This window comes from Sphingopyxis sp., from assembly GCF_016704835.1.
In the GTDB taxonomy this organism is placed as follows: Bacteria; Pseudomonadota; Alphaproteobacteria; order Sphingomonadales; family Sphingomonadaceae; genus Sphingopyxis.
In genome coordinates this window covers 411,167-431,106 of sequence record NZ_JADIZJ010000021.1, presented here as the reverse complement: position 1 = coordinate 431,106, position 19,940 = coordinate 411,167, and the positions used below count along the sequence as shown (strand labels likewise).

Annotated in this window: 21 protein-coding genes and 2 tRNA genes; 16 read left to right on the top strand and 7 right to left on the bottom strand. The window is 64.9% G+C overall.

Going from position 1 to position 19,940, the window contains the following annotated elements; genetic code table 11:
• Window positions 1-13 precede the first annotated feature (13 nt).
• The 3 genes from IPF76_RS17155 to IPF76_RS17145 form a co-directional block, all read right to left on the bottom strand.
• Window positions 14-2,062, bottom strand: a complete 2,049-nt coding sequence (locus IPF76_RS17155; RefSeq protein ID WP_293846507.1) for a glycoside hydrolase family 97 protein — start codon at window positions 2,060-2,062, stop codon at window positions 14-16.
• Complete coding sequence (locus tag IPF76_RS17150; protein WP_293846505.1) at window positions 2,062-3,432, bottom strand: MFS transporter; 1,371 nt, start codon at window positions 3,430-3,432, stop codon at window positions 2,062-2,064. Before IPF76_RS17150 ends, IPF76_RS17155 begins: the two co-directional genes overlap by 1 nt.
• Window positions 3,433-3,609: 177 nt before the next feature.
• A tRNA-Pro gene (locus IPF76_RS17145) sits at window positions 3,610-3,686 on the bottom strand.
• 271 nt (window positions 3,687-3,957) lie between these two features.
• On the opposite strand from IPF76_RS17145, the gene yajC reads away from it, so the two are divergent.
• Genes yajC through secF form a run of 3 tightly spaced genes read left to right on the top strand, consistent with a single transcriptional unit; the run spans window position 3,958 to window position 6,948 of the window.
• On the top strand, window positions 3,958-4,287 hold the full coding sequence (gene yajC / locus IPF76_RS17140) for a preprotein translocase subunit YajC (protein WP_293846503.1): 330 nt from the start codon (window positions 3,958-3,960) through the stop codon (window positions 4,285-4,287).
• A gap of 54 nt (window positions 4,288-4,341) precedes the next feature.
• Entirely contained in the window at window positions 4,342-5,955 is a 1,614-nt protein-coding gene (gene secD / locus IPF76_RS17135; protein WP_293846501.1) for a protein translocase subunit SecD, read from the top strand.
• 12 nt (window positions 5,956-5,967) lie between these two features.
• Entirely contained in the window at window positions 5,968-6,948 is a 981-nt protein-coding gene (gene secF / locus IPF76_RS17130; protein WP_293846499.1) for a protein translocase subunit SecF, read from the top strand.
• Here the strand turns inward: secF and IPF76_RS17125 are convergent.
• Window positions 6,945-8,111, bottom strand: coding sequence for a glycosyltransferase (locus IPF76_RS17125; RefSeq protein ID WP_293846497.1), 1,167 nt, complete (start codon window positions 8,109-8,111; stop codon window positions 6,945-6,947). The genes secF and IPF76_RS17125 overlap by 4 nt on opposite strands.
• 107 nt (window positions 8,112-8,218) lie before the next feature.
• Complete coding sequence (locus IPF76_RS17120; RefSeq protein ID WP_293846496.1) at window positions 8,219-8,779, bottom strand: helix-turn-helix transcriptional regulator; 561 nt, start codon at window positions 8,777-8,779, stop codon at window positions 8,219-8,221.
• 87 nt (window positions 8,780-8,866) lie between these two features.
• Between IPF76_RS17120 and IPF76_RS17115 the strand changes: the two genes are divergently transcribed.
• Window positions 8,867-9,229 (top strand): DUF6456 domain-containing protein, encoded by a 363-nt coding sequence (locus IPF76_RS17115; RefSeq protein WP_293846495.1) that lies wholly within the window; start codon window positions 8,867-8,869, stop codon window positions 9,227-9,229.
• A 285-nt stretch (window positions 9,230-9,514) separates the two neighbouring features.
• Here IPF76_RS17115 and IPF76_RS17110 read toward each other — a convergent pair whose 3' ends face one another.
• Window positions 9,515-11,290, bottom strand: a complete 1,776-nt coding sequence (locus IPF76_RS17110; protein ID WP_293846493.1) for an ATP-binding cassette domain-containing protein — start codon at window positions 11,288-11,290, stop codon at window positions 9,515-9,517.
• A 133-nt stretch (window positions 11,291-11,423) separates the two neighbouring features.
• On the opposite strand from IPF76_RS17110, the gene IPF76_RS17105 reads away from it, so the two are divergent.
• A complete protein-coding gene (locus IPF76_RS17105; protein ID WP_293846491.1) occupies window positions 11,424-12,170 on the top strand; it encodes an SIMPL domain-containing protein in 747 nt (248 codons plus the stop codon).
• A gap of 115 nt (window positions 12,171-12,285) precedes the next feature.
• Here the strand turns inward: IPF76_RS17105 and IPF76_RS17100 are convergent, their stop codons facing one another.
• Window positions 12,286-12,966 (bottom strand): 2OG-Fe(II) oxygenase, encoded by a 681-nt coding sequence (locus IPF76_RS17100; RefSeq protein WP_293846489.1) that lies wholly within the window; start codon window positions 12,964-12,966, stop codon window positions 12,286-12,288.
• A gap of 112 nt (window positions 12,967-13,078) precedes the next feature.
• On the opposite strand from IPF76_RS17100, the gene IPF76_RS17095 reads away from it, so the two are divergent.
• The 11 genes from IPF76_RS17095 to IPF76_RS17045 all read left to right on the top strand — a co-directional run bounded on the left by IPF76_RS17095 (window position 13,079) and on the right by IPF76_RS17045 (window position 19,897).
• Window positions 13,079-13,155: transfer RNA gene (locus tag IPF76_RS17095), tRNA-His, on the top strand.
• Window positions 13,156-13,253: 98 nt separating this feature from the next.
• Window positions 13,254-14,303 carry a Glu/Leu/Phe/Val dehydrogenase dimerization domain-containing protein gene (locus IPF76_RS17090; RefSeq protein ID WP_293846487.1) on the top strand — a complete coding sequence of 350 codons (1,050 nt, stop codon included), beginning with the start codon at window positions 13,254-13,256 and terminating at the stop codon, window positions 14,301-14,303.
• 66 nt (window positions 14,304-14,369) lie between these two features.
• On the top strand, window positions 14,370-14,723 hold the full coding sequence (locus tag IPF76_RS17085) for a YbaN family protein (protein ID WP_293846485.1): 354 nt from the start codon (window positions 14,370-14,372) through the stop codon (window positions 14,721-14,723).
• Between the two features lie 120 nt (window positions 14,724-14,843).
• A complete protein-coding gene (gene ccmC / locus IPF76_RS17080; RefSeq protein WP_293846484.1) occupies window positions 14,844-15,584 on the top strand; it encodes a heme ABC transporter permease CcmC in 741 nt (246 codons plus the stop codon).
• Entirely contained in the window at window positions 15,581-15,736 is a 156-nt protein-coding gene (locus tag IPF76_RS17075) for a hypothetical protein (protein WP_293846482.1), read from the top strand. The genes ccmC and IPF76_RS17075 overlap by 4 nt, the downstream gene beginning before the upstream one ends.
• Entirely contained in the window at window positions 15,733-16,167 is a 435-nt protein-coding gene (gene ccmE / locus IPF76_RS17070) for a cytochrome c maturation protein CcmE (protein WP_293846480.1), read from the top strand. Before IPF76_RS17075 ends, ccmE begins: the two co-directional genes overlap by 4 nt.
• A complete protein-coding gene (locus IPF76_RS17065) occupies window positions 16,164-16,325 on the top strand; it encodes a hypothetical protein (RefSeq protein ID WP_293846478.1) in 162 nt (53 codons plus the stop codon). Before ccmE ends, IPF76_RS17065 begins: the two co-directional genes overlap by 4 nt.
• Window positions 16,322-18,292, top strand: a complete 1,971-nt coding sequence (locus IPF76_RS17060; RefSeq protein WP_293846476.1) for a heme lyase CcmF/NrfE family subunit — start codon at window positions 16,322-16,324, stop codon at window positions 18,290-18,292. The genes IPF76_RS17065 and IPF76_RS17060 overlap by 4 nt, the downstream gene beginning before the upstream one ends.
• Complete coding sequence (locus tag IPF76_RS17055) at window positions 18,289-18,819, top strand: DsbE family thiol:disulfide interchange protein (RefSeq protein ID WP_293846474.1); 531 nt, start codon at window positions 18,289-18,291, stop codon at window positions 18,817-18,819. Before IPF76_RS17060 ends, IPF76_RS17055 begins: the two co-directional genes overlap by 4 nt.
• On the top strand, window positions 18,816-19,250 hold the full coding sequence (locus IPF76_RS17050) for a cytochrome c-type biogenesis protein (RefSeq protein ID WP_293846472.1): 435 nt from the start codon (window positions 18,816-18,818) through the stop codon (window positions 19,248-19,250). The genes IPF76_RS17055 and IPF76_RS17050 overlap by 4 nt, the downstream gene beginning before the upstream one ends.
• On the top strand, window positions 19,247-19,897 hold the full coding sequence (locus IPF76_RS17045; RefSeq protein ID WP_293846471.1) for a tetratricopeptide repeat protein: 651 nt from the start codon (window positions 19,247-19,249) through the stop codon (window positions 19,895-19,897). The genes IPF76_RS17050 and IPF76_RS17045 overlap by 4 nt, the downstream gene beginning before the upstream one ends.
• Window positions 19,898-19,940: the final 43 nt, after the last annotated feature.

Genomic DNA, 19,940 nt, shown 5'->3' with positions numbered 1-19,940 from the left:
GTGTTCGCGAGGTTCAGCGCGCCGGGGTCAGCGCGATGGCGAACCCGCCGCCCGCCGCCATGCGGACCGGCCATGTCGTCGCCGCGGTCACAGTCTTAGTCTCGATCGCCATGGCGAACGGGTCGCCGTCGATGCCGCCACCGGCGCCGTCGCGCCAGATCGTCGCCGAATAGCGCTTGCCGGCGGGCAGGAAAGCGAAATCGACTGTGAAGTCGCGCGCCGCCTTGTCGGTGACGCCGCCGACATACCAGTCGTCGCCCCCGCGGCGCTGTCGCGCGAAGACGGCATAATCGCCGATCGCACCGCCCAGCACGCGTGTCACCTCCCAGTCGGCGGGGACGCGCTTGATGAAATCGAACGCCGCGGGTCGAGCTTCATAATGTTCGGGCAGGTCGGCGGCCATCTGGACAGGACTGTAGATCACGACATAGTTCGCAAGCTGCTTCGCAAGCGTCGAGGGTATCCGTCGGCCGCCCTTGCCGACCAGGCTGACAATCCCCGGCGTATAATCCATCGGACCCGACAGCATCCGCGTAAAAGCCAGATTCGCTTCATGCTCGGGCGGGTTGGGCGGGTCGCCCCACGCCTGATATTCCATCCCGCGCGCACCTTCGCGGCTGACCATGTTGGGCCAGGTCCGCCGTAATCCGGTATCCTTGACCGGCTCGTGCGCGTTGATCGAAATGCGGCGCTTCGCTGCGGCCTCGACGACCGCTTGATGGTGCCGGACCTGATACTGGCCGTCGTGCCAGTCCCAGATGTCGTTGCCATCCTTGTCCCGGTGCAGCACGCCGCCCGCGTCGGCGACATAACCCGTCTTGACCGCGGGAATGCCGTGCCGCGCATAATAGTCGAAGGCGGCGTCCATCTGCGCGGCGTAGCGCCCCGAATTGCCAGCGGTTTCGTGATGACCCATGATCGCGACTCCCATTTTGCGCGCATGGGCGGCGATCCTGTCCATGTCGAAATCCGGATAAGCCGTGGCAAAGTCGAAATTGCGGCCGTGGTCGCCGATCCAGTTGCCGTCCCAGCCGTCATTCCATCCCTCGACCAGCACCGCGTCGAAGCCGTGCTTTGCGGCGAAGTCGATATATTTAAGGGTGTTTTCGGTCGTCGCGCCATGCTTCGGTCCGCTGTGCCAGCTCGCCTGATCAAGGTGCATCGCCCACCAGATGCCGATATATTTGAGCGGCTTCACCCAGCTTACGTCGCCCAGCTTGTTGGGCTCGTTAAGGCTGAGGATCATGTCGGACGCGGCATAGAGACCTGGCGCGTCTTCGGCGATCAGGATCGTCCGCCATGGCGTTTCGAACGGCGCGGCGCGGCGCACCTTTGATGGCTGGGAAGACGGGGAGAGGCGGGTGCGAAAACGCTGACCGTCGATCCGCTGCAACCAGAAGCTGGCATAATTGACCAGCGCCGCTTCGTGAATCGCGATGTGCAGACCATCGTCGCGGCGAAAGCTGATCGGCGAATGGGCGGTGCCGACCTGGTTCGCGGGGGTGCGGCTATAGAGATATTCGTAGCGGTTCCATTCTCCCGCCGGAATCCACCATGCCTCGGCCGTGCCCGCGATGTTGAACTCGGTGAGTTCCTCATCGATCTGCACATCGTGCAGTTGCGGCTGGTCGGGAAAGGCAAAGCGAAAGCCGACGCCATGGTCGAAAACCCGCGCGATCAGTTCGATTCGGCGTTTGCCGCCGATCAACTCGACGATCGGCACCTTCATCTCGCGATAGTGGTCGCGGACCCATCGATTCTCGCCCCACGGTTGTTCCCAGCGTTCGTCCGCTTCGGAAAAACTCGCCTGGCCCAGCGCCGTCGCATGCTCGAACTTGCCGTCGCCGCGCAGCATGAAGCCCAGCCGGGATGGCGCGATGACCGGCTTGCCGTCGCGCGTCACGCGATACGTCGGGATCTCGCCCACCGTCGTCAGCAAAAAGCAGGTGCGCGTGTCGGGCGAGCAGACCTCGTGGGTCATATCGTCGCGTGCTGCCGCCGTCGAAGCGGAGAGGAGCGCGGTAAGCGTCAAACCGAAGCGGGCGAGGTTGCAGATGTGCATCAGTGGATGGACACGACGGCCGCCGCCTCCTTCACCGGCGCTCGCCCGGCCGCGACGGCAAAGATGCAAAGAAGGGCGTAGCATAGCGCGGGCAGGATCAGCGCGGCGGCATAACCCATCGCGCCAGACAGCGCGCCGACGATAACGGGGACGATCGCGCCGCCGACAATCGCCGTGCAAAGCAGCCCCGATGTTGCCTCGGCCCGCGCCTCCGATCGCTCAAGGGTCAGCGTGAAGATGACCGGGAACATGATCGAGTTGACGAGGCCGATCGACAGGGCGACGAAGCCAGAATTCACGCCGCCGACGAACACCACGTAGAGGCACATCAGGCAGGCGATGGCCGTGAACAGGGCGAGCAATCGCGCTGCCGGCGCGAGCGCGAGCAGGACCGATCCGATCGCTCGGCCGACCATCGCGCCACCCCAATAAAAAGCTACCGCCTTGCCCGCTTCCTGCAGTGAAACGCCGAACACGCCGTCGCTGCCCATCGCAAAGCCGAGCAGGGGGACGCCGAATGCGGCGTCGGACTGGCCCCAGATCGCATCGCTGTTAAGGAACAGCGCCATCTGCGTGCCGATCGCGACTTCGGCGCCGACATAAAGGAAGATCGCCAGCGCGCCGATCCGCGCCCAGCGCGACGCAAGTGCCTCGCGGAACAGTTCGTCCATGCGCGCAGGTGGCCCCACTGGTGCCGACGGTATGGCCGCATCGACGACGCGGCGGCTGAACCAGAAAAAGAGGAACAGTGCCGCGATCAGGCCGCAGAGCCAGAAGTAGGCCGAATCGATGCCGGCAAGTGCCTGCGCGCGGACCGTTTCGTCCAGCGCGGCACCGTCCTTGACCTCGACGCCTTCGAGGAAAAGATGCGCACCGATCAGTGGGCCGAGGAAGGTCCCGAAGCTGTTGAACGTCTGGCTGAAGGTCAGTCGGAAGTGGCTCCATTTCGGATTGCCGAGCCCAGCCGCGAGTGGGTTCGCCGCCACCTGGAGAATGGTGATCCCGCTAGCGAGGATGAACAGGCCGACCAGCACAAGAAGATAGATCGCCAGATTGGCCGCCAGCAACATAACGAGGCAGCCGGCGACCATCGTTGCCAACGCAGCAAGGATGGATGGCACCGAATTGAAGCGCGCGATCAGTTTCGCTGCGGGAAAGGACATCAGTCCATAAGCCGCGAAGAAGGCGAAGGCTGGGAGCTGCGCCATCGTATCGCTCAGCGTGAATATCCCCTTCACCGCCGCGACGAGCGGGTCGATCAGCGAAGTGATGAAACCCCAGGCAAAGAAGAGGACCGTGACGGCCGCAAACGCCGCCACCGCGGTCGATCGTCCGCCCGCGCTGGCGGGTGCCTGATCGGCGTGTTCCATGGAGCTCGTCCCTTCCCGCTATTCCATTATCGTTATGCGAAAGGTCTAGCGACAGGCGGATTGCAATGCAACCGGTTACATTGGTGCTTTGCCGCAGCTCAGTGTCCGGAAGGACGGACATATACGGCGACGGACAGCTTTCGCTGCCCGATTAATCCGTCGTATATGTTTGAAAATTGGTCGGGACGAGAGGATTCGAACCTCCGACCCCCACACCCCCAGTGTGATGCGCTACCAGGCTGCGCTACGTCCCGACCGGCCCTGTTGGGCAGGCGAGGCCCCTAGCGCGGCTTGGCGGGGGATGCAAGGCTCTCCTGAGCGACGTGCGGCGGCGGGAGGGTGGAACCGTCGCGGCGCCCTTGACCTTCAGGCCATCCTCCCCATTTCGAGCCCGGTCGCTCGGGGAGGGGCGCGGCGTAGCCACCGGTTGCGCGCGGCGCGCCTGCATGATAGGCGCCGCGCCATTCATGCGCGCCGGTTGCGTCAAGGAACGGGCTGCGTTTTCAAACGGAAAGTTTTTCATCCATGTCGACGCAATTGCTTCTGACCCAGGCGGCCGGATCGGGCGGCGGGGCTGCCGGCTTCCTGATGCTGGTGCCGTACCTGCTGATCTTTGTCGTGTTCTGGTTCTTTCTGATCCGTCCGCAGCAGATGCGCGCCAAGGAGCAGCGCAACAAGATCGCCGCGGTAAAGCCGCGCGATCAGGTGGTTACCGGCGGCGGCATCGTCGGCAAGGTCACGCGCGTCGATGATGATTTCGTTGATGTCGAAATCGCGCAGGGCGTCAAGATCAAGGTCGTCAAGGCGACCCTGGCGGACGTGATGCAGCCCGGCGGCAAGCCCGCCAACGACTGACGCGTCGGGGTCGGCGTCGCTGCCGCCCCGCGCCTGCTATCGGACCTTTAGACCATGCTCGATTTCCCGCGCTGGAAAACCATCAGCATCAGCATCATCCTGTTGCTGGGCGTCATCTTTTCCATCCCCAGCTTCCTGCCTGAAAAGACGCTGAACAGTCTGCCGACGTTCCTGCAGGCGAAGGTCAATCTGGGTCTCGACCTTGCCGGGGGCAGTCACTTGCTGCTCGAGGCCGACATCGACGATCTGCGCAAGACGCAGCTGACCAATATGGAAAAAACCGTCCGCACGGCGATGCGCGGCGAACGCGGTCCCGACGACGATATTGCGATCGGCGAACTGTCGACGGCGGGCGGCAAGATCAGCTTTCTGATCCGCGACCAGAAGCAGCTCGACGACGCACGCGACCGGCTGTTCAGCCAGACGCAGGGCGCGGCGATGACCGGCCAGCGCGACTGGAATATCGACATCATCGATACCAGCCGCATCGTGATGACCCCGACCACTGCCGGACAGACGCAAGCGGTTGCTGATGCGATGGATTCGGCGCGCGACATCATCGACAAGCGCGTCAATGACCTTGGCACCCGCGAACCGACGATCATCCGCGAGGGTAACGACCGCGTCGTCGTCCAGGTCCCGGGCTTGCAGGATCCGGCGGCGCTGAAAGAATTGATCGGCAAGACCGCACGGCTGGAATTCCGCATGGTCGACCCCAATGCCGACCCCGCCGAAGCCGCCGCGGGCCGTGTCCCGGTCGGCAGCGAGATCGTGCCTTACGCGGAAGGCGAGGGCAGCGGCGCGACGTTCGAGGTGCTGCGCCGCCAGGTGATGATCAGCGGCGAACAACTGATCAACGCCAAGCAAAGCTTTGACCCGCAGTCGAACGAACCGGTGGTGTCGATCAGTTTCGATTCGGGTGGGTCGAGCACTTTTGCCAAGGTAACGGCGCAGAATGTCGGCAAGCGGTTTGCGATGGTGCTCGACGGCAAAGTGCTGTCGGCGCCGTCGATCAACGAACCGATCCTCGGCGGCAGTGCCCAGATTTCCGGCAGCTTTTCGGTCGCCAGCGCCAATGCGCTGGCGATCTCGCTGCGCTCGGGCGCGTTGCCGGTGAAGATGGCGGTGGTCGAGGAACGCACCGTGACCCCCGAACTTGGCGCCGATTCAATCCGCAAGGGTGTGATCGCGGGGATCATCGCCACCGTGTCGGTGTTGACGCTGATGGTGCTCGTCTATGGCCGCTTTGGCGTTTATGCCAATATCGCGCTGTTCTTTAACGTGTTCCTGATCGTCGCCATCATGGCGGCGTTCAACGCGACGCTGACGCTGCCGGGCATCGCCGGTTTCGTGCTCACGATCGGTGCGGCGGTCGATGCCAACGTGCTGATCAACGAGCGAATACGCGAAGAGCTGAAGCGCGGTCGAAAGGTTTTCCAGGCCGTTGAGCTGGGCTATTCCGAAGCGAGCCGTGCGATTTTCGACGCCAACGTCACCAATGTCATCGCCGCGGCGCTGATGTTCTGGTTCGGTTCCGGCCCGATCAAGGGCTTTGCGGTGGTGCTGACCATCGGCATCGTCACCAGCGTTTTCACCGCCGTCACCGTGACGCGCATGTTCGTCGCCCATTGGCTGCGGACGACGCGTCCGACGTCGATCAACATTTAAGGGAGCGAAGAGATGCGCTTGCTCAAACTCGTCCCCGACGACACCAACATCGACTTTCTGCAGTGGCGGAAGATCGCGTCTTTCATGAGCTTCTTCCTGGTGGTCGTGTCGATCGCGCTCGTCGCGGTCAAAGGCCTCAATCTCGGCGTCGACTTTGTCGGCGGCCAGTCGGTACGGGTCGAATTCACGCAGGAAATGCCGCCGATCGACGAAATCCGCGAGAAGGTCAGCCAGATCGGGCTAGGCGAGCCGACGATTCAGCAATTCGGATCGGGCAAGGCGATATCGATCCGAACCGCGCTGCCCGAAGGCGACAAGACGGCCGCCGACCGGGCGGGCGCGCAGCTTGTTGCGGGCGTCGCTAAGGCCTTTCCCACCGCCAAGGCGGGGGCAGTCGAAACCGTGTCGGGCAAGGTGTCGGGTGAATTGATCCGCACCGGCGCGATCAGCCTGGGCCTCGCGATCATCGGCATTTCGATCTATATCTGGATCCGCTTTGAATGGCAGTTCGGGGTCGGGGCGCTGGGTCGCCTGTTCCATGAGGTGTCGCTGACGTTCGGGCTGTTCGCGGTCACGCAGATGCAGTTCGACCTGAACAGCGTCGCGGCGTTGCTGACGATCGTCGGCTATTCGCTCAACGATACGATCGTCGTTTACGACCGAATTCGCGAAAATCTTAAGAAATATCGCAAGATGGAGATCGTCCCGCTGCTCAATCTCAGTATCAACGAAACGCTGTCGCGCACAGTCATGACCACTTTGGCCATGGTGCTCGCGCTCGGCGTGCTGTTGATTTTCGGCCCCGACGTGATTTTCGGCTTTACCGCCGCGATGTTGTTCGGCGTGTTTATCGGCGGCTATTCGTCGGTGCTGATGTCGACCCCGGTGCTGGTGTGGCTGAAGGTCGGCCCCGACAGTTTCGTGCCGCGCACAAGCGCGGGCATGGACGGCGGCGAGCGGGTCGAGCGCAAGGACGACGGCGCGGTCGTTTAACGACCGGCGCAGCGGCGCAGATGCGCGGCCAGTTCGCGGCCGTTGCGGTCCCAGTCGAAGCGGCCGCCGAGGCTGGCGGCGACGCCTGACGCTGCGGGCGGGTTTGCGAGAATCGCTTGCACCGCAGCGGCAATGGCTTCGGGCGTGCGCTCGACAATGCGACCCGCGACGGGCGACGTCACCAGTTCGGCGGCGCCGCCCGCATCGCTGATGACGATCGGGGTGCCGCAGGCGAGCGCCTCGACCCAGGCATTGGCGAGGCCCTCGCTGACCGACGGCATCACCACCGCGTCGGCGGCGCGATAAAGCTGCGGCAGGTCGGCGTTGGCGACTGGACCCATGACATGGACACGCGCTTCGACGCCGAGCCGCTGCGCCAGCGCGCGGTAGCGGCCCTCGGCTTCGCCTGCACCGGCGAGCCAATAATGGACGCAGGGCAGCGCGGGTAGCGCTTCGATTACGAGCGACTGGCCCTTGCGCGGGATGAGCGCCCCGACGGTGAGGATCATCGGCGCGTCGTCGATGCCGAGCGCAGCGCGGGCGGCGGCGCGGTCGCCGGGGTGAAAACGGGCGGTGTCGATCCCAGTGTAGTGGGTGGTGACCTTTGCAGGATCGATCCCGATCGCGGCCATGTCGCGGCGCATCGCGTCCGATACGGCGAGCAGGCCGGCCGCCTTGCCTGCCGCCTCGATCAGTTGCGGTGCGGTCGCGGGATCATGGCCGAAATGGCTGATGTCGGCGCCGCGCGCTTTGGCCGAGAAGGGGAGGCCGAGCGCCGCCGCAACGCGCATTGCGGCGGGGGCGTCGGGATAGAAGAATTGCGCGTCGACGACGTCGAAGGTCTGGCCGGGCACGGCGGATAGCACGGCGCGCGCGACCATGGCAGGGTTGAGGGGGGCGCCGATGCGCGGGATCAGCGCGAAGCGCGGGCGGTGGACGGTGAGGCCGCGCCAGCATTCGGTCGGCGGCAGGGCGCGAAGGGCGCGGTAACGGTGATGGAGCGACAGCGGGAAGGGCGGGACGCCGACCGGCGCGACGACGGTGAGTTCGATCCCCGGCTGCGCGGCGAGCGCACGCAGGCTCTTTTCGACGAACAGCCCGAAGTTGGGGCGCGCTGCGTCGGGGAAGAGCGTGGCGATCGACAGGATGCGGATGGGAGTCATGCCCGCCTTCTCATCCGCTTGTACTGAGCTTGTCGAAGCACCGTTTTTCCTTGGCGTCGGTGAAAGAAAGGACGGCCCTTCGACAAGCTCAGGGCGAACGGATATTGCTACAGCGTGCGGATCAGCCGCACTGCGACCGCGGCCCAGGGCGGGTTGCTGACCACCTGTTGCCGGGCGCCAGCACCGAGCGGCAGGAGGTGCAGTTTCTCGCTATCGACGTTGAGCAGGCGCGCAAAGAAGAAGCGCCCCGCGGGGCGAGGGACGAGCAGGTCGCGGTTGAGTGCGCTGGTCCAGTCGCCTTCGATGTGGCGGCACCAGATTTCGTCCCCGGCGCGGTAATCGCCGATCGACGAGGTGACGCGGACGGCAATCATGTCTTCCGCCGGGCGCGCGGTGAGCGCTTGTTCGACCCGCGACGGCGCCTGCGCACCATCGGCGCCGAGGTGCGCGGTGATGGTGAGCTGGGTATCCTGCGGTAACTGCACCAGCTCGGCGGCATCGACCCCGAGCGCCGCGGCGATGCGGTTCATCCAGCCGAGCGACAGATTGCGCGTGCCGGTTTCGAGGCGGCCGATCGTTTGCGCGGTGGTCGGCGGATCGCAGCGCGCGCCAACCTCCTCGAGCGTCAGTCCCTTGGCGCGGCGCACCGAGCGGATGCTGTTGATCATCGCAAAACCCTCAAATAACCAAATCGGTTTCTTCCTTCCTATAAAATATTCCAGTGTCAAGACCGGCGTGCAGCAAAGGAGTGGCGCATGACCAAGCCTCGCCGCGAAACCCGACTTCACCCCGGCGACCGGATCGACCCCGGCACGACCGGGCCGCAGGTGATGCGGCATGCGACGGTCAATGTCGGCGAAAGCCCGATCGTCTGGCTGGCGTCACGGGGGCTGCTGACCGCCGCGCAGTTCGGCGCAGGTGAAAGGCTGCGCGGCGATTATGAGCGTGCCGGACTGTCGGCGCGGGATACGATGCGATGGGATGCTGCGCCGCCGAGAAAAAGCCGGGGCGGAGCGCGAGCATCCGAAGCGTCACTGGCGCGGATTGCTGCGCATCGGCGCTTTCACGCGGCGCTGGATGCGGTGGTCCGGGACGCGCGGACATTTGCTGGCGGGTGATTTGTGCGGGTGAGGGAATTGGTGGGACGGAGAAGGGGCCGGGGGGGTGGGGAAGCTGGTGCTTGGGCTGGCGCTGGATCGGCTGGCGCGGTTTTATGGGACGGGATAGCCGGAGTGTACGGCCAGAATTGACCGGCAATGGATGTTCCCCGGCGCCAGCCGGGGCCCAGAATGTCACGACGCGACGCTTGCTCTCCAACGCACTGGGCCCCGGCATTCGCCGGCGAGCATGAGGTCCGCTCCACCCCAAACAGCCTGCCATCCGCTTTAGTGGGCCAAGCCAGCTTATCGGAGCGATTCAATCTCTTCGGCCAGTTCCAGCCAGCGATCTTCCGCCGCCGCCTTTTCTTCGCGCAGTTTTTCCAGCTTGCCCGTCAGCGCGCTGAATTTTGAATGATCGCGCGCGAAGAGATTGCCGTCCGACAATTCCGTTTCCGCCGCTGCCATCTCCGCCTCGATCGCCTCGATCCGAGCCGGTAGCAGGTCATAGTCGCGCTGATCCTTGTAGCTGAGCTTCTTGCGCGAGGTTGGCGGAGGCGGGGGTGCGGCGGCAGTTGCTTTGGTCTTGACGCTGTTCGGCTTGACCCGCTTCGCCTCCCAGTCGGCATAGCCGCCCGCGACGATGTCGACCTTGCCCGATCCGTCGAGGCCGAGCGTCACGGTGACGGTGCGGTCGAGGAAGTCGCGGTCGTGGCTGACGAGCAGCACGGTGCCGGCGTAATCGGCGATGACTTCCTGCAGCAAGTCGAGCGTTTCGAGGTCGAGATCGTTGGTCGGCTCGTCGAGCACGAGCAGGTTCGATTCGCGGGCGAATTCGCGCGCCAAGAGCAGCCGCGAGCGTTCGCCCCCTGACAGCGCGCTGACGCTGGCCTCCATGACGCCGGGATCGAACAGGAACTCCTTGAGATAGCCCTGGATATGTTTTTTGACCCCGCGCAGCTCGACCCAGTCGCCGCCGTCGGCGAGGATGTCGCGGACGGTCTTGTCGGGCGACATCAGGCTGCGCTGCTGGTCGATGATGATGCCGTCGAGGGTCGGGGCAAGCGAGATCTGACCGCTGTCGGGCTGGATCTCGCCGGTCAGCAGCTTGAGCAACGTCGACTTGCCGGCGCCATTGGCGCCGACGATGCCGATACGGTCGCCGCGCTGGACGCGGAAATCGAAATTCTTGATGATCGTGCGGTCGCCGAAGCTTTTCGACACGCCTTCGGCGACGATCACCGATTTCGAGCGAACGTCGTCGTTGGCAAGGCCGAGCTTGGCGACCCCGGGGCCGCCGATCATCGCGGCGCGGGTGGCGCGCATCTCCTTCAACTTTTCGAGCCGCCCCTGATTGCGCTTGCGGCGCGCGGTAACCCCGCGTTCGAGCCAGTGCGCCTCCAGCCGCAGTTTCGAATCGAGGCGCTGTGCGGCGCGCGCTTCCTCGGCGGCGATCGCGTCGCTCCATTCCTCGAAACCGCCGAAGCCGATTTCCTTGCGGCGGATGCTGCCGCGGTCGAGCCACAAAGTTTGACGCGTCAGGCGGGTCAGGAAAGTGCGGTCGTGGCTGATCGCGACGAAAGCGCCGGTGTAGCGCGCGAGCCAGCTTTCGAGCCAGTCGATCGCGGCGAGGTCGAGATGGTTGGTCGGCTCGTCCAGCAGCAGCACATCGGGGTCTTGCGCGAGCGCGCGGGCGAGTGCGGCGCGGCGACGTTCGCCGCCCGAGGCGCTGTCGGCGGTGCGGCTCATGTCGATGCCGAGCTGGTCGGCGATCGCGGCGACTTCAAATTCTTCGGGTGCGTCAGGCGCCGCGAGTGCGAAGTCCATCAACGTCTCGAAACGCGAAAAATCGGGTTCCTGTTCGAGCATCACGACGTGCGTGCCGGGGACGATCACCCGCTTGCCCTTGTCGGCGTCGATCTGACCCGCGAGCAGTTTGAGCAAGGTGGTCTTGCCCGCGCCGTTGCGCCCGATCAGCGCCAGCCGGTCACGCTCGCCGACATAGATGTCGAGATCCTGGAACAGCCAGCCGCTGCCCTGCACAAGACCGAGGCCTTCGTATGAAAGAATGGGAGCTGCCATGATGAACGGCGCGCTACCGTTACGTTCAGCATCATGCAAGCGCCGTGCGCGCAAAGGCCGGAACGGGTTCAGTCCGTCTGCGTTACGGGCTGGAAATCGGAAATGGTCGAGATCCGACCGACAGGAGAATGAAATGACGAAGCAAATGTTCGCCGTTATGGCAACTGGACTTGCGCTGATGGCGGCAACGCCCGCGCTTGCGCAGCAGGGAGGTTCGACGGTGACCGCAGCAACGACGCAGGGACCGATCTTGGCCTTTTCGGTCAGCGAGGAAGTGCGCTCGCGTCCCGATCAGGCGACCGTCGGCGCCGGGGTGACGACGAGCGCGCCGACCGCAGTCGAGGCGATGCGGTTGAACGCGGTGGCAATGGACAAGCTGATTGCCGCGGCGAAAAAGCGCGGGATCAAGACCGAGGATATCCAGACGAGCGGGATCAGCCTGTCGCCGCAATATGATTATAACAACCAGGGCAACGGCCAGCCGCCGCGCTTCCTGGGCTATCAGGTCAGCAACATGGTGCGCGCGACGACCAGCAAGATCGACGACGTCGGCCCGCTGCTCGACGCCCTGGTCGCTGCCGGCGGTACCAATATCGACGGGCCGTCGTTCGGCATGAAGGATCCCGACGCGCAACTGGTCGGCGCGCGCGGCAATGCGATCAAGGCGGCAGAAGCGAAGGCGGCGGACTATGCGCGACTTGCCGGATTCCGCGGCGCCGAGCTGGTGTCGATCAGTGAAGGCGCCAGCTTTGGCCCGAACCCGCCGATGCCGATGGTGCGGATGCAGGCGATGGATGCCGCGGGCAAGGCGACGCCGGTCGAGCCGGGACGCGTGTCGAATACGCTCACGCTGAGTTTTCAGTATCGCTTGGTTCGGTAAAACTGCGGTTCGTCATTGCGAGCGAAGCGAAGCAATCCAGAGCGGTTTACGCACGCTCTGGATTGCCCCGTCGCTTCGCTCCTCGCAATGACGATCGGGATAGGCCTCTGCTGATCTACCCCAACTCCCCCTCCGCCCACGGCCACGGTCGTTCGCGGAACCATTTGGTGATGATGTACTTCCGCCCCTTGCGCACCTTCATCCCATGATGAAGCGTGTCGGGGTTTACCGTGCCGTCGGCGCGGACATTGTTCCAGGCGAGTAGCTTTCCTGGCTCGGGCTGGTGCAGCTTGCCGGTCGCCAGAAAGCGTGTCGCGCCGCCCGCACCGGGCTGATTGAGATAGATCATCAGCGTCCAGCTGCGCTGCCCCGGAATCGCGCAATAGGTTTCCCAATCGGCACCGTACGGGTCGAAATAATCGGTGTGCGCCTTGAACTCTTGCCCCACGTCGTAGCGCTGGCCCTGCATCGGCTCGCCATATTCGCGGGGGATGCCGGTGAGGTCGTGGAGGCGGTTATTCACCGCGATGACCAGCGGGTCGCGGTGATCAAGGTCGCAGGTCGTGCTGGTACGGAAAGCCTCGTCGCCATTAGGATCGGCGATGGTCGAGGGGCGGATGTCGCGGTCGATCTGCGCGATCAACGCTGTGCAGGTTTCGGCGTCGAGAAAGCGCGCGAGCGTGAACTGTTCGAGCTTTGGCGTCGGTGCGCGGCGGATGCCGGGGACCGCGGCGAGCCGCGCCGTGGTGCGGTCGGCGCCCGAGGGCGCCATATCGACATTATCGTTTGCAGCCATAGCGCGCTTTTTAGCAGGGAAGCGCGTGCGAACAATGCTTGACGAACGGGGCGATGCGCGCCTATCGCCGCGCGCTGTCGAGGCCGTATTGCGCGCCCTCTTCGTATGTGTGGCGATCATAGCTCAGTTGGTTAGAGCGCCGGTTTGTGGTACCGGAGGTCGCGGGTTCGAGCCCCGTTGGTCGCCCCATTTTCGCTCACATCGCGCCCATGCGGCTTTTGTGGTGACTCATCGCTGCTGTTGCATTATTACGCTCAGACGTAATTTTTTATCGCAAGGATGAGTCCATGTCCGCAGTCTGGGATTTCGCCGATTTCGACGATCATGAGCATGTTCATATGTTCCGTGATCGCGCCAGCGGACTGACGGCGGTCATCGCTGTGCACTCTACCCACCTCGGCCCCGGCGCGGGCGGGGTGCGCTATTGGCATTATCCGCAGCGGGCGGCGGCGATCACCGACGCGCTGCGCCTGTCGCGCGGCATGAGCTACAAAAATGCGATGGCGGGCCTGCCGATGGGCGGCGGCAAGGGCGTGATCCTGGCCGACGAGGGCGCCGCGAAGACTCCCGAACTGCTCGCGGCGTTCGGCCGCGCGGTCGAATCACTGGGCGGCGCTTATGTCACCGCCGAAGACGTCGGCATGTCCGATGCCGACATGGTCGCGATCTCGAAGCATACCAGGCATGTCAGCGGCCTGCCGGTAGCGAGCGGCGAAGCGGGCGGCGATCCCGGCCCATTGACTGCGCTCGGGGTCTATCTGGGCATCAAGGCGGCGATCAAGCACGGCCTGGCGACCGACAGCACCAAGGGAGTGCATGTCGCTGTGCAGGGCGTCGGTAGCGTCGGTGGCGGCGTTGCGCGGCGGCTGGCGGCGGAGGGCGCGAAGTTGACCCTCGCCGACGTCAATCTGGCGCGCGCGAAGAACCTGGCCGAAGAACTCGGCGCCGAGCTCGCCGATTCGGCAGCGATCATGGAAATCGAGGCGGATGTGCTGAGTCCGAACGCCCTCGGTGCGATCCTGACCGAGCGCAGCATCGCGAAACTGCGCGTGCCGATCGTTGCGGGCGGCGCGAACAACCAGCTGTCGACCGCCGCCGATGGCCAGCGCATCCATGACCGCGGCATCGTCTACGCTCCTGACTATGTGATCAACGCGGGCGGGATCATCAACGTCGCGCTGGAATATCTGGGGCAGGGGAGCCGTGAGGAAGTCGAAAGCCGCATCCACCTGATCCCCGGGCGGCTGGCCGAGATCTGGGCCGAGAGCAAGGCTAGCGGCACCCCGGCATCGGCGGTGGCGGACCGGATGGCGCAGAAGCTGATCGGGCGCGGGTAGTTTCTTAAGCTCCTCCACTTCAGGGGAGGGGTTTAGTTGTTGCAGGTTTCCGCTAAGCCCGCCCCAATGAAGCGACATTTGTTTTTCGTCGGCGGCTGGCTGTCGCTCGCGGTCGGCGCGATCGGGGCATTCGTCCCGTTGCTCCCGACGGTGCCGCTCGTGATTCTGGCCGCTTTCTGTTTTGCGCGTTCGTCGCCGAAGCTCGAGGGGTGGCTGCTGAACCATCCGGCATTCGGTCATCATATCATTGCATGGCGCGAAAACGGCGCGATCAGCCGCAAGGGCAAGATTGCAGCGAGTATCGCCTTTGCGTTCAGCATCGTGCTGGCGATACTGTTTGCCCCCTGGCCGTGGATGATGGCGCCGATCATCGCCGCAGCGGTTGGCGGCAGCTGGATCTGGACGCGGCCGGAGGGGTGATTGTCACTCTACCGCGGGGAAGCGTGATCTCCCCGCATCGCACCGCATGAGGGGCCAGACCGGGTCGCATCCGGCAAATTGCTGGACCCCTGTGCCGGGCTCCCCTAAGGACGCGAACCGATGCACGCTTATGCGAATCCCACCCGTTTTCTGGCGATTGCCAGACCGCTCACGCCGTGGCTGCTCAGCTTCGGGCTGCTGCTGGTGATCGCCGGTGCCTGGGCCGGACTGACGCAAGTGCCGGGTGACTACAAGCAGGGCGAGACGGCGCGGATCCTGTATATTCATGTGCCCGCGGCGTGGCTCGGCATGGGCGGGTGGACGTCGTTGGCGGTCGCCGGGCTGGTTCAGCTCGTCTGGCGCCATCCGCTGTCGGGCATTGCTGCCCGCGCGATTGCGGTGCCCGGGATGCTATTTACGGCGCTGTGCCTCGCCACCGGATCGATCTGGGGCAAGCCGACCTGGGGCACCTGGTGGGAATGGGACGGGCGAATGACGTCCATGCTGGTGCTCCTGTTCTTGTATGCGGGTTTTATCGCGTTGACCCATGGCGATGAGGGGCAGCGCCAGGGCGGGTCGCTATCGCGCGGCGCCGCGATCTATGCGCTGGTCGGTGCGGTCAACCTGCCGATCATCAACCGCAGCGTCGTATGGTGGAACAGCCTGCACCAAGGGCCGAGCATTACGCTTCGCGGATCGAGCATCGACAATGCGCTGCTATGGCCATTGGGCTTGACCTTACTGGGTTTTTCGCTGCTATTCGGTGCCATCGTGCTGATGCGGATGCGCCGGATCATCGCCGACAATCGCGTCGCGGCGCGGCTGAGGCGGCTGGCCGACGACGAGGGGGCAATCGCGTGACGGGGGTGATCACCGGCAGCGGCCAATGGGTCTATGTGGCGGCGGCTTATGGGCTGACAGTGTTGCTGACGGGTGGCGCGCTGTGGTCAAGCTGGCGCGCGATGGTGCAGGCCGAGCGGCGCAGCGATGCGCTGCGAAAGGACCGCAAATGAAGGCGAAACATCAACGACTGGTGCTGGCGCTGGTCGCCTTGGTCGGTGTTGCGGGCGCGGGGGTGCTGGCGGCCAGCGCCCTGCGCGACGAGGCAGCCTATTTCCGCACGCCAGTCGAGATTCAGGGCGGCAAAGCCACGGTCGGCGAGGCGATGCGGCTGGGCGGCATGGTCGCGGCGGGCAGCATCAAGCGCCAGAGCGACGGACTGACAATCCGCTTCGTGGCGACCGACGGCAAGGCGTCGGTGCCGGTCGAATATAAGGGCATTGTCCCCGATCTGTTCGGCGAGGAATCGGGAATGGTCGCCGACGGCCGGATGCGCGCCGATGGGACGTTCGTCGCCGACCGCATTCTGGCGAAGCATGACGAGCGTTATATGCCGCCGCAGATGGGTGAGATGCCGAAGAATATGAAGGCGCCGAAGGCGTGAGGCATCGCTCTTCGATCTTCATCCCGGCGAAGGCCGGGATCTCGCCGGTGCGTATTGACGCAGAGCGTGGGACCCCGCCCTTCGCCGGGGTGACGAAAAAGGTTGGAGCGCCGAAGATCATCGATATGGCGCGCGCTTCGCTTGAGATTTCCGCATGATCGCCGAACTCGGCCTCGCGCTGCTCTGGATCGCCGCCGCGCTCGCGTGCCTGTCGCTCGTTGCGGGGACGCTGTTCCTGCGCGGCGGTCAGAAGGCTCTCGCCGCGCTCGTCCGCCCCGCAAGTATTGCGCAGGGCGTGCTCACGGCGGTGGCTTTCGGCCTGTTGATCGCGCTGTTCGTGCGCTCCGACATGTCGGTAGAGCTGGTCGCGCGCAACAGCAACAGCCTGAAACCGATGATCTTCAAGATCGCCGGGACGTGGGGCAATCATGAAGGGTCGATGCTGCTGTGGCTAACGATCCTGTCGCTGTCCGGGGCGCTGATCGCGCTGTTCGAAAAGCGGCTGCGCGAGGATACGCTGATCGCGACCTTGAGCGCGCAAGCCGCCCTCGGCCTTGGCTTTTTCGCCTTTCTGATCTTTTCGTCGAACCCGTTCAACCGGCTGCCGGTCGCGCCGCCCGATGGGCAGGGGCTCAATCCGCTGCTCCAGGACATCGGGCTCGCCTTCCATCCGCCGACGCTTTACGTCGGCTATGTCGGGCTGTCGGTGGCGTTCAGCTTTGCCGTCGGCGCACTCATCACGCGTGAGATCGGCCCCGCCTTCGCGCGCGCGATGCGGCCGTGGGTATTGTTCAGCTGGATATTCCTGACCATCGGGATCACCGCGGGCAGCTATTGGGCCTATTATGAGCTCGGCTGGGGCGGCTGGTGGTTCTGGGATCCGGTCGAGAATGTTTCGCTCATCCCCTGGCTGGCGGGCGCGGCCTTGCTCCACTCGGTCGCGGTGACGGCGACGCGCAACGCGCTGCGCGCGTGGACGGTAATGCTGGCGGTGATCGGTTTTTCGATGTCGATGGTCGGCACCTTCATCGTGCGGTCGGGATTGCTCACCAGCGTGCACAGTTTCGCGGTCGATCCCGAGCGCGGCACATTTTTGCTCGTGTTGATGGCGATCTATATTGGCGGCGCGCTGACCCTGTTCGCGCTGCGCGCCGGCAGCGTGGCCGAAGGGAAGAAGTTTGCGCTGCTGAGCCGCGAGGGTGCGCTGGTGATCAACAATCTGTTGCTGACGACGATCCTCGCGCTCGTCCTGCTCGGAACGCTTTATCCCATCGTGGCTGAGGCGATGGGCGAAAAGATTTCGGTCGGCCCGCCCTATTACAACCGCGTTGCCGGACCGTTGGCGCTTGCGCTCTGCTTGGTGATGGTGGCGGGACCGCTGCTCAGCTGGCGCAAGGACGATGGCAAGAAGCTCTGGTCGCGGCTGCCGCTGGCGGTGTTGGCGGGCGCGCTCGTGCTCGTGCTGCTGGTGATCTTTGGGGGTCGTGTCGGCATCCTGCCGCTGCTCGGGATGACCGTCGCCGGCGTGGTCGCGGTCGCGAGCCTGGCGCCGCTGTGGGGTCGCAATTGGCGGCGTATCCCGCTGCCGACATGGGGCATGGTGATCGCGCATTTCGGCGTAGCGGTCGCGCTCGCGGGCATGGGCGCCGAAAGCGCCTTCATCAAGGAACGGCTGGTCGCTGCGGCGCCCGGCGACGTCATAAAGGTTGGCGATTTTGCGGTGAAGTTTGCGGGCGTCAAGCCGATCGCCGGGCCGAACTATACCGCGATCGAAGGTACGCTGGTCGCGACAACGTCAGCCGGTTCATCGTTCACGATGCGCCCCGAAGCGCGCACCTTTCCCGGGCTGATGGGAACACCGCCGACCGAGACCAACGAAGCAGCGCTGCTGACACGGCCGGGCGGGCAGCTCTACGCGGTGCTGGGCCAGCCAGTGGCAAGCGATGACGGCAGTGCCGACCGCTATCAGATCCGCCTGTGGTGGAAGCCGCTGGTGTGGTGGATCTGGCTCGGCGGCGGACTGATCGCGCTCGGGGCGGGGTTGTCGCTGCTCGGCCGCGCGCAATTGCTGACGATCTGGCGGTCGCGGCGCCATCGCAAGTCGCAGGAGCGTTTCGCGCCATGAAAAATCGCTGGGTCCTTTTTGTGCCGCTGGCGATCATGGGATTGCTGTTCGGTGCCTTCATCTATCGGCTGACCGTGCCGGGCGAAAAGCTGATCCAGTCGCAGTGGATCGACAAGCCGATGCCGCTGTTCGACCTGCCGCCCGCGACCGCTGGGGTTGAAGGTCTGAAAAGCAGCCAGCTGGCCGATGGCAGGCCGCGGCTGGTCAATGTTTTCGCGAGCTGGTGCATTCCGTGCCGCGCCGAGGCGCCGCAGCTAGAGGCATTGAAGGCCGCTGGCGTGCCGATCGACGGCATTGCGATCCGCGACCGGCCTGAAGATGTCGCGATGTTCCTGCGCGAAGTTGGCAATCCGTTCGACCGTATCGGCGCCGACATGCAGAGCAGCGTCCAGATCGCGCTGGGATCTTCGGGAGTGCCGGAGACGTTCCTGATCGACGGCAAGGGAATCATTCGCGAGCAGATCCAGGGGGTGATCCTGGCCGATCAGGTGCCCGTGATCGTCGCCAAGCTGGAGGCGATGGAATGAGTCTGCGGCTCGGCCTGCTTTGCCTGCTGGGCGCGCTGGCGCTCCCCTCGGCGGCGCAGGACCGGCTGCCGCCCGCACCCTATGCCTATCAGCAGCTGAAGGACCCGGCACAGGAAGCGCGCGCGAAAGCGTTGATGGAGGAGCTGCGCTGCCTCGTCTGTCAAGGGCAGTCGATCGCCGATAGTGACGCGCCGCTCGCCGGCGATATGCGGCACGAGGTGCGCAGCAAGATCGCCGCGGGCGAAAAGCCCGACGAAATCAAGGCATGGTTGGTGGCACGCTATGGCAATTGGGTCAGCTATGATCCGCCGTTCGACGGCGCGACCGCCTTCCTGTGGCTGGGGCCGCTGTTGTTTTTGCTGCTTGGCGGCTTACTGGCGTTTGGCCGGTTTCGCCGCGGCGCGAGTGACGATGCGGAGGACGGCGCATGATCTGGCTGTGGGTCATGCTGGCGGCGGCGGTGACGATCGCTGCGATTTTCTGGCTGGGCAAACTTCCTGCGGCGGCACGGCCACTGGCGGGGGCTGCCGTCATGCTGGGGCTCGCAGGCTATGCCTTGCAAGGCAGCCCATCGCTGCCCGGAAAACCGGTTGCGGCGCCGGCAGAGCCCGAAGGGTTTGGTGACGTGATTGCGGACCAACGGCAGGGAATGACTGACCGTTTTGGCCCGGCGGCGCAATGGCTCGGCATGTCCGACGGCTTCGCGCGCACGGGCAAGACCGAACTAGCGGCGCAGACGCTTGAAAAGGGGCTTGAGCGATATCCCGACAATGTCGACCTATGGGTTGGCCTCGGCAATGCGCTGACGGCGCATGGCGGCGGGATGATGTCGCCCGCCGCTGCGCTGGCGTTCGACGAGGCGGCGCGCCGCGATCCTTCGCACCCTGCACCGCCGTTTTTTGCAGGTCTGGCGCTGGCGCAGGGCGGAGATTTGAAAGGCGCTGAAGCGGTGTGGAGCCAGTTGCTGGGGCGCAGTCCCGCCGACGCGCCGTGGCGCCCCGACCTCGAAATGCGGTTGGCGCAGCTCAGACAGGCATTGGGGCCGCAGCTGCCGCCAGCGACGGCGGAAGCGCCTTGATATGGACGCTATTACAATCGCGCGGCCTCGTCTAAAGGCTCGC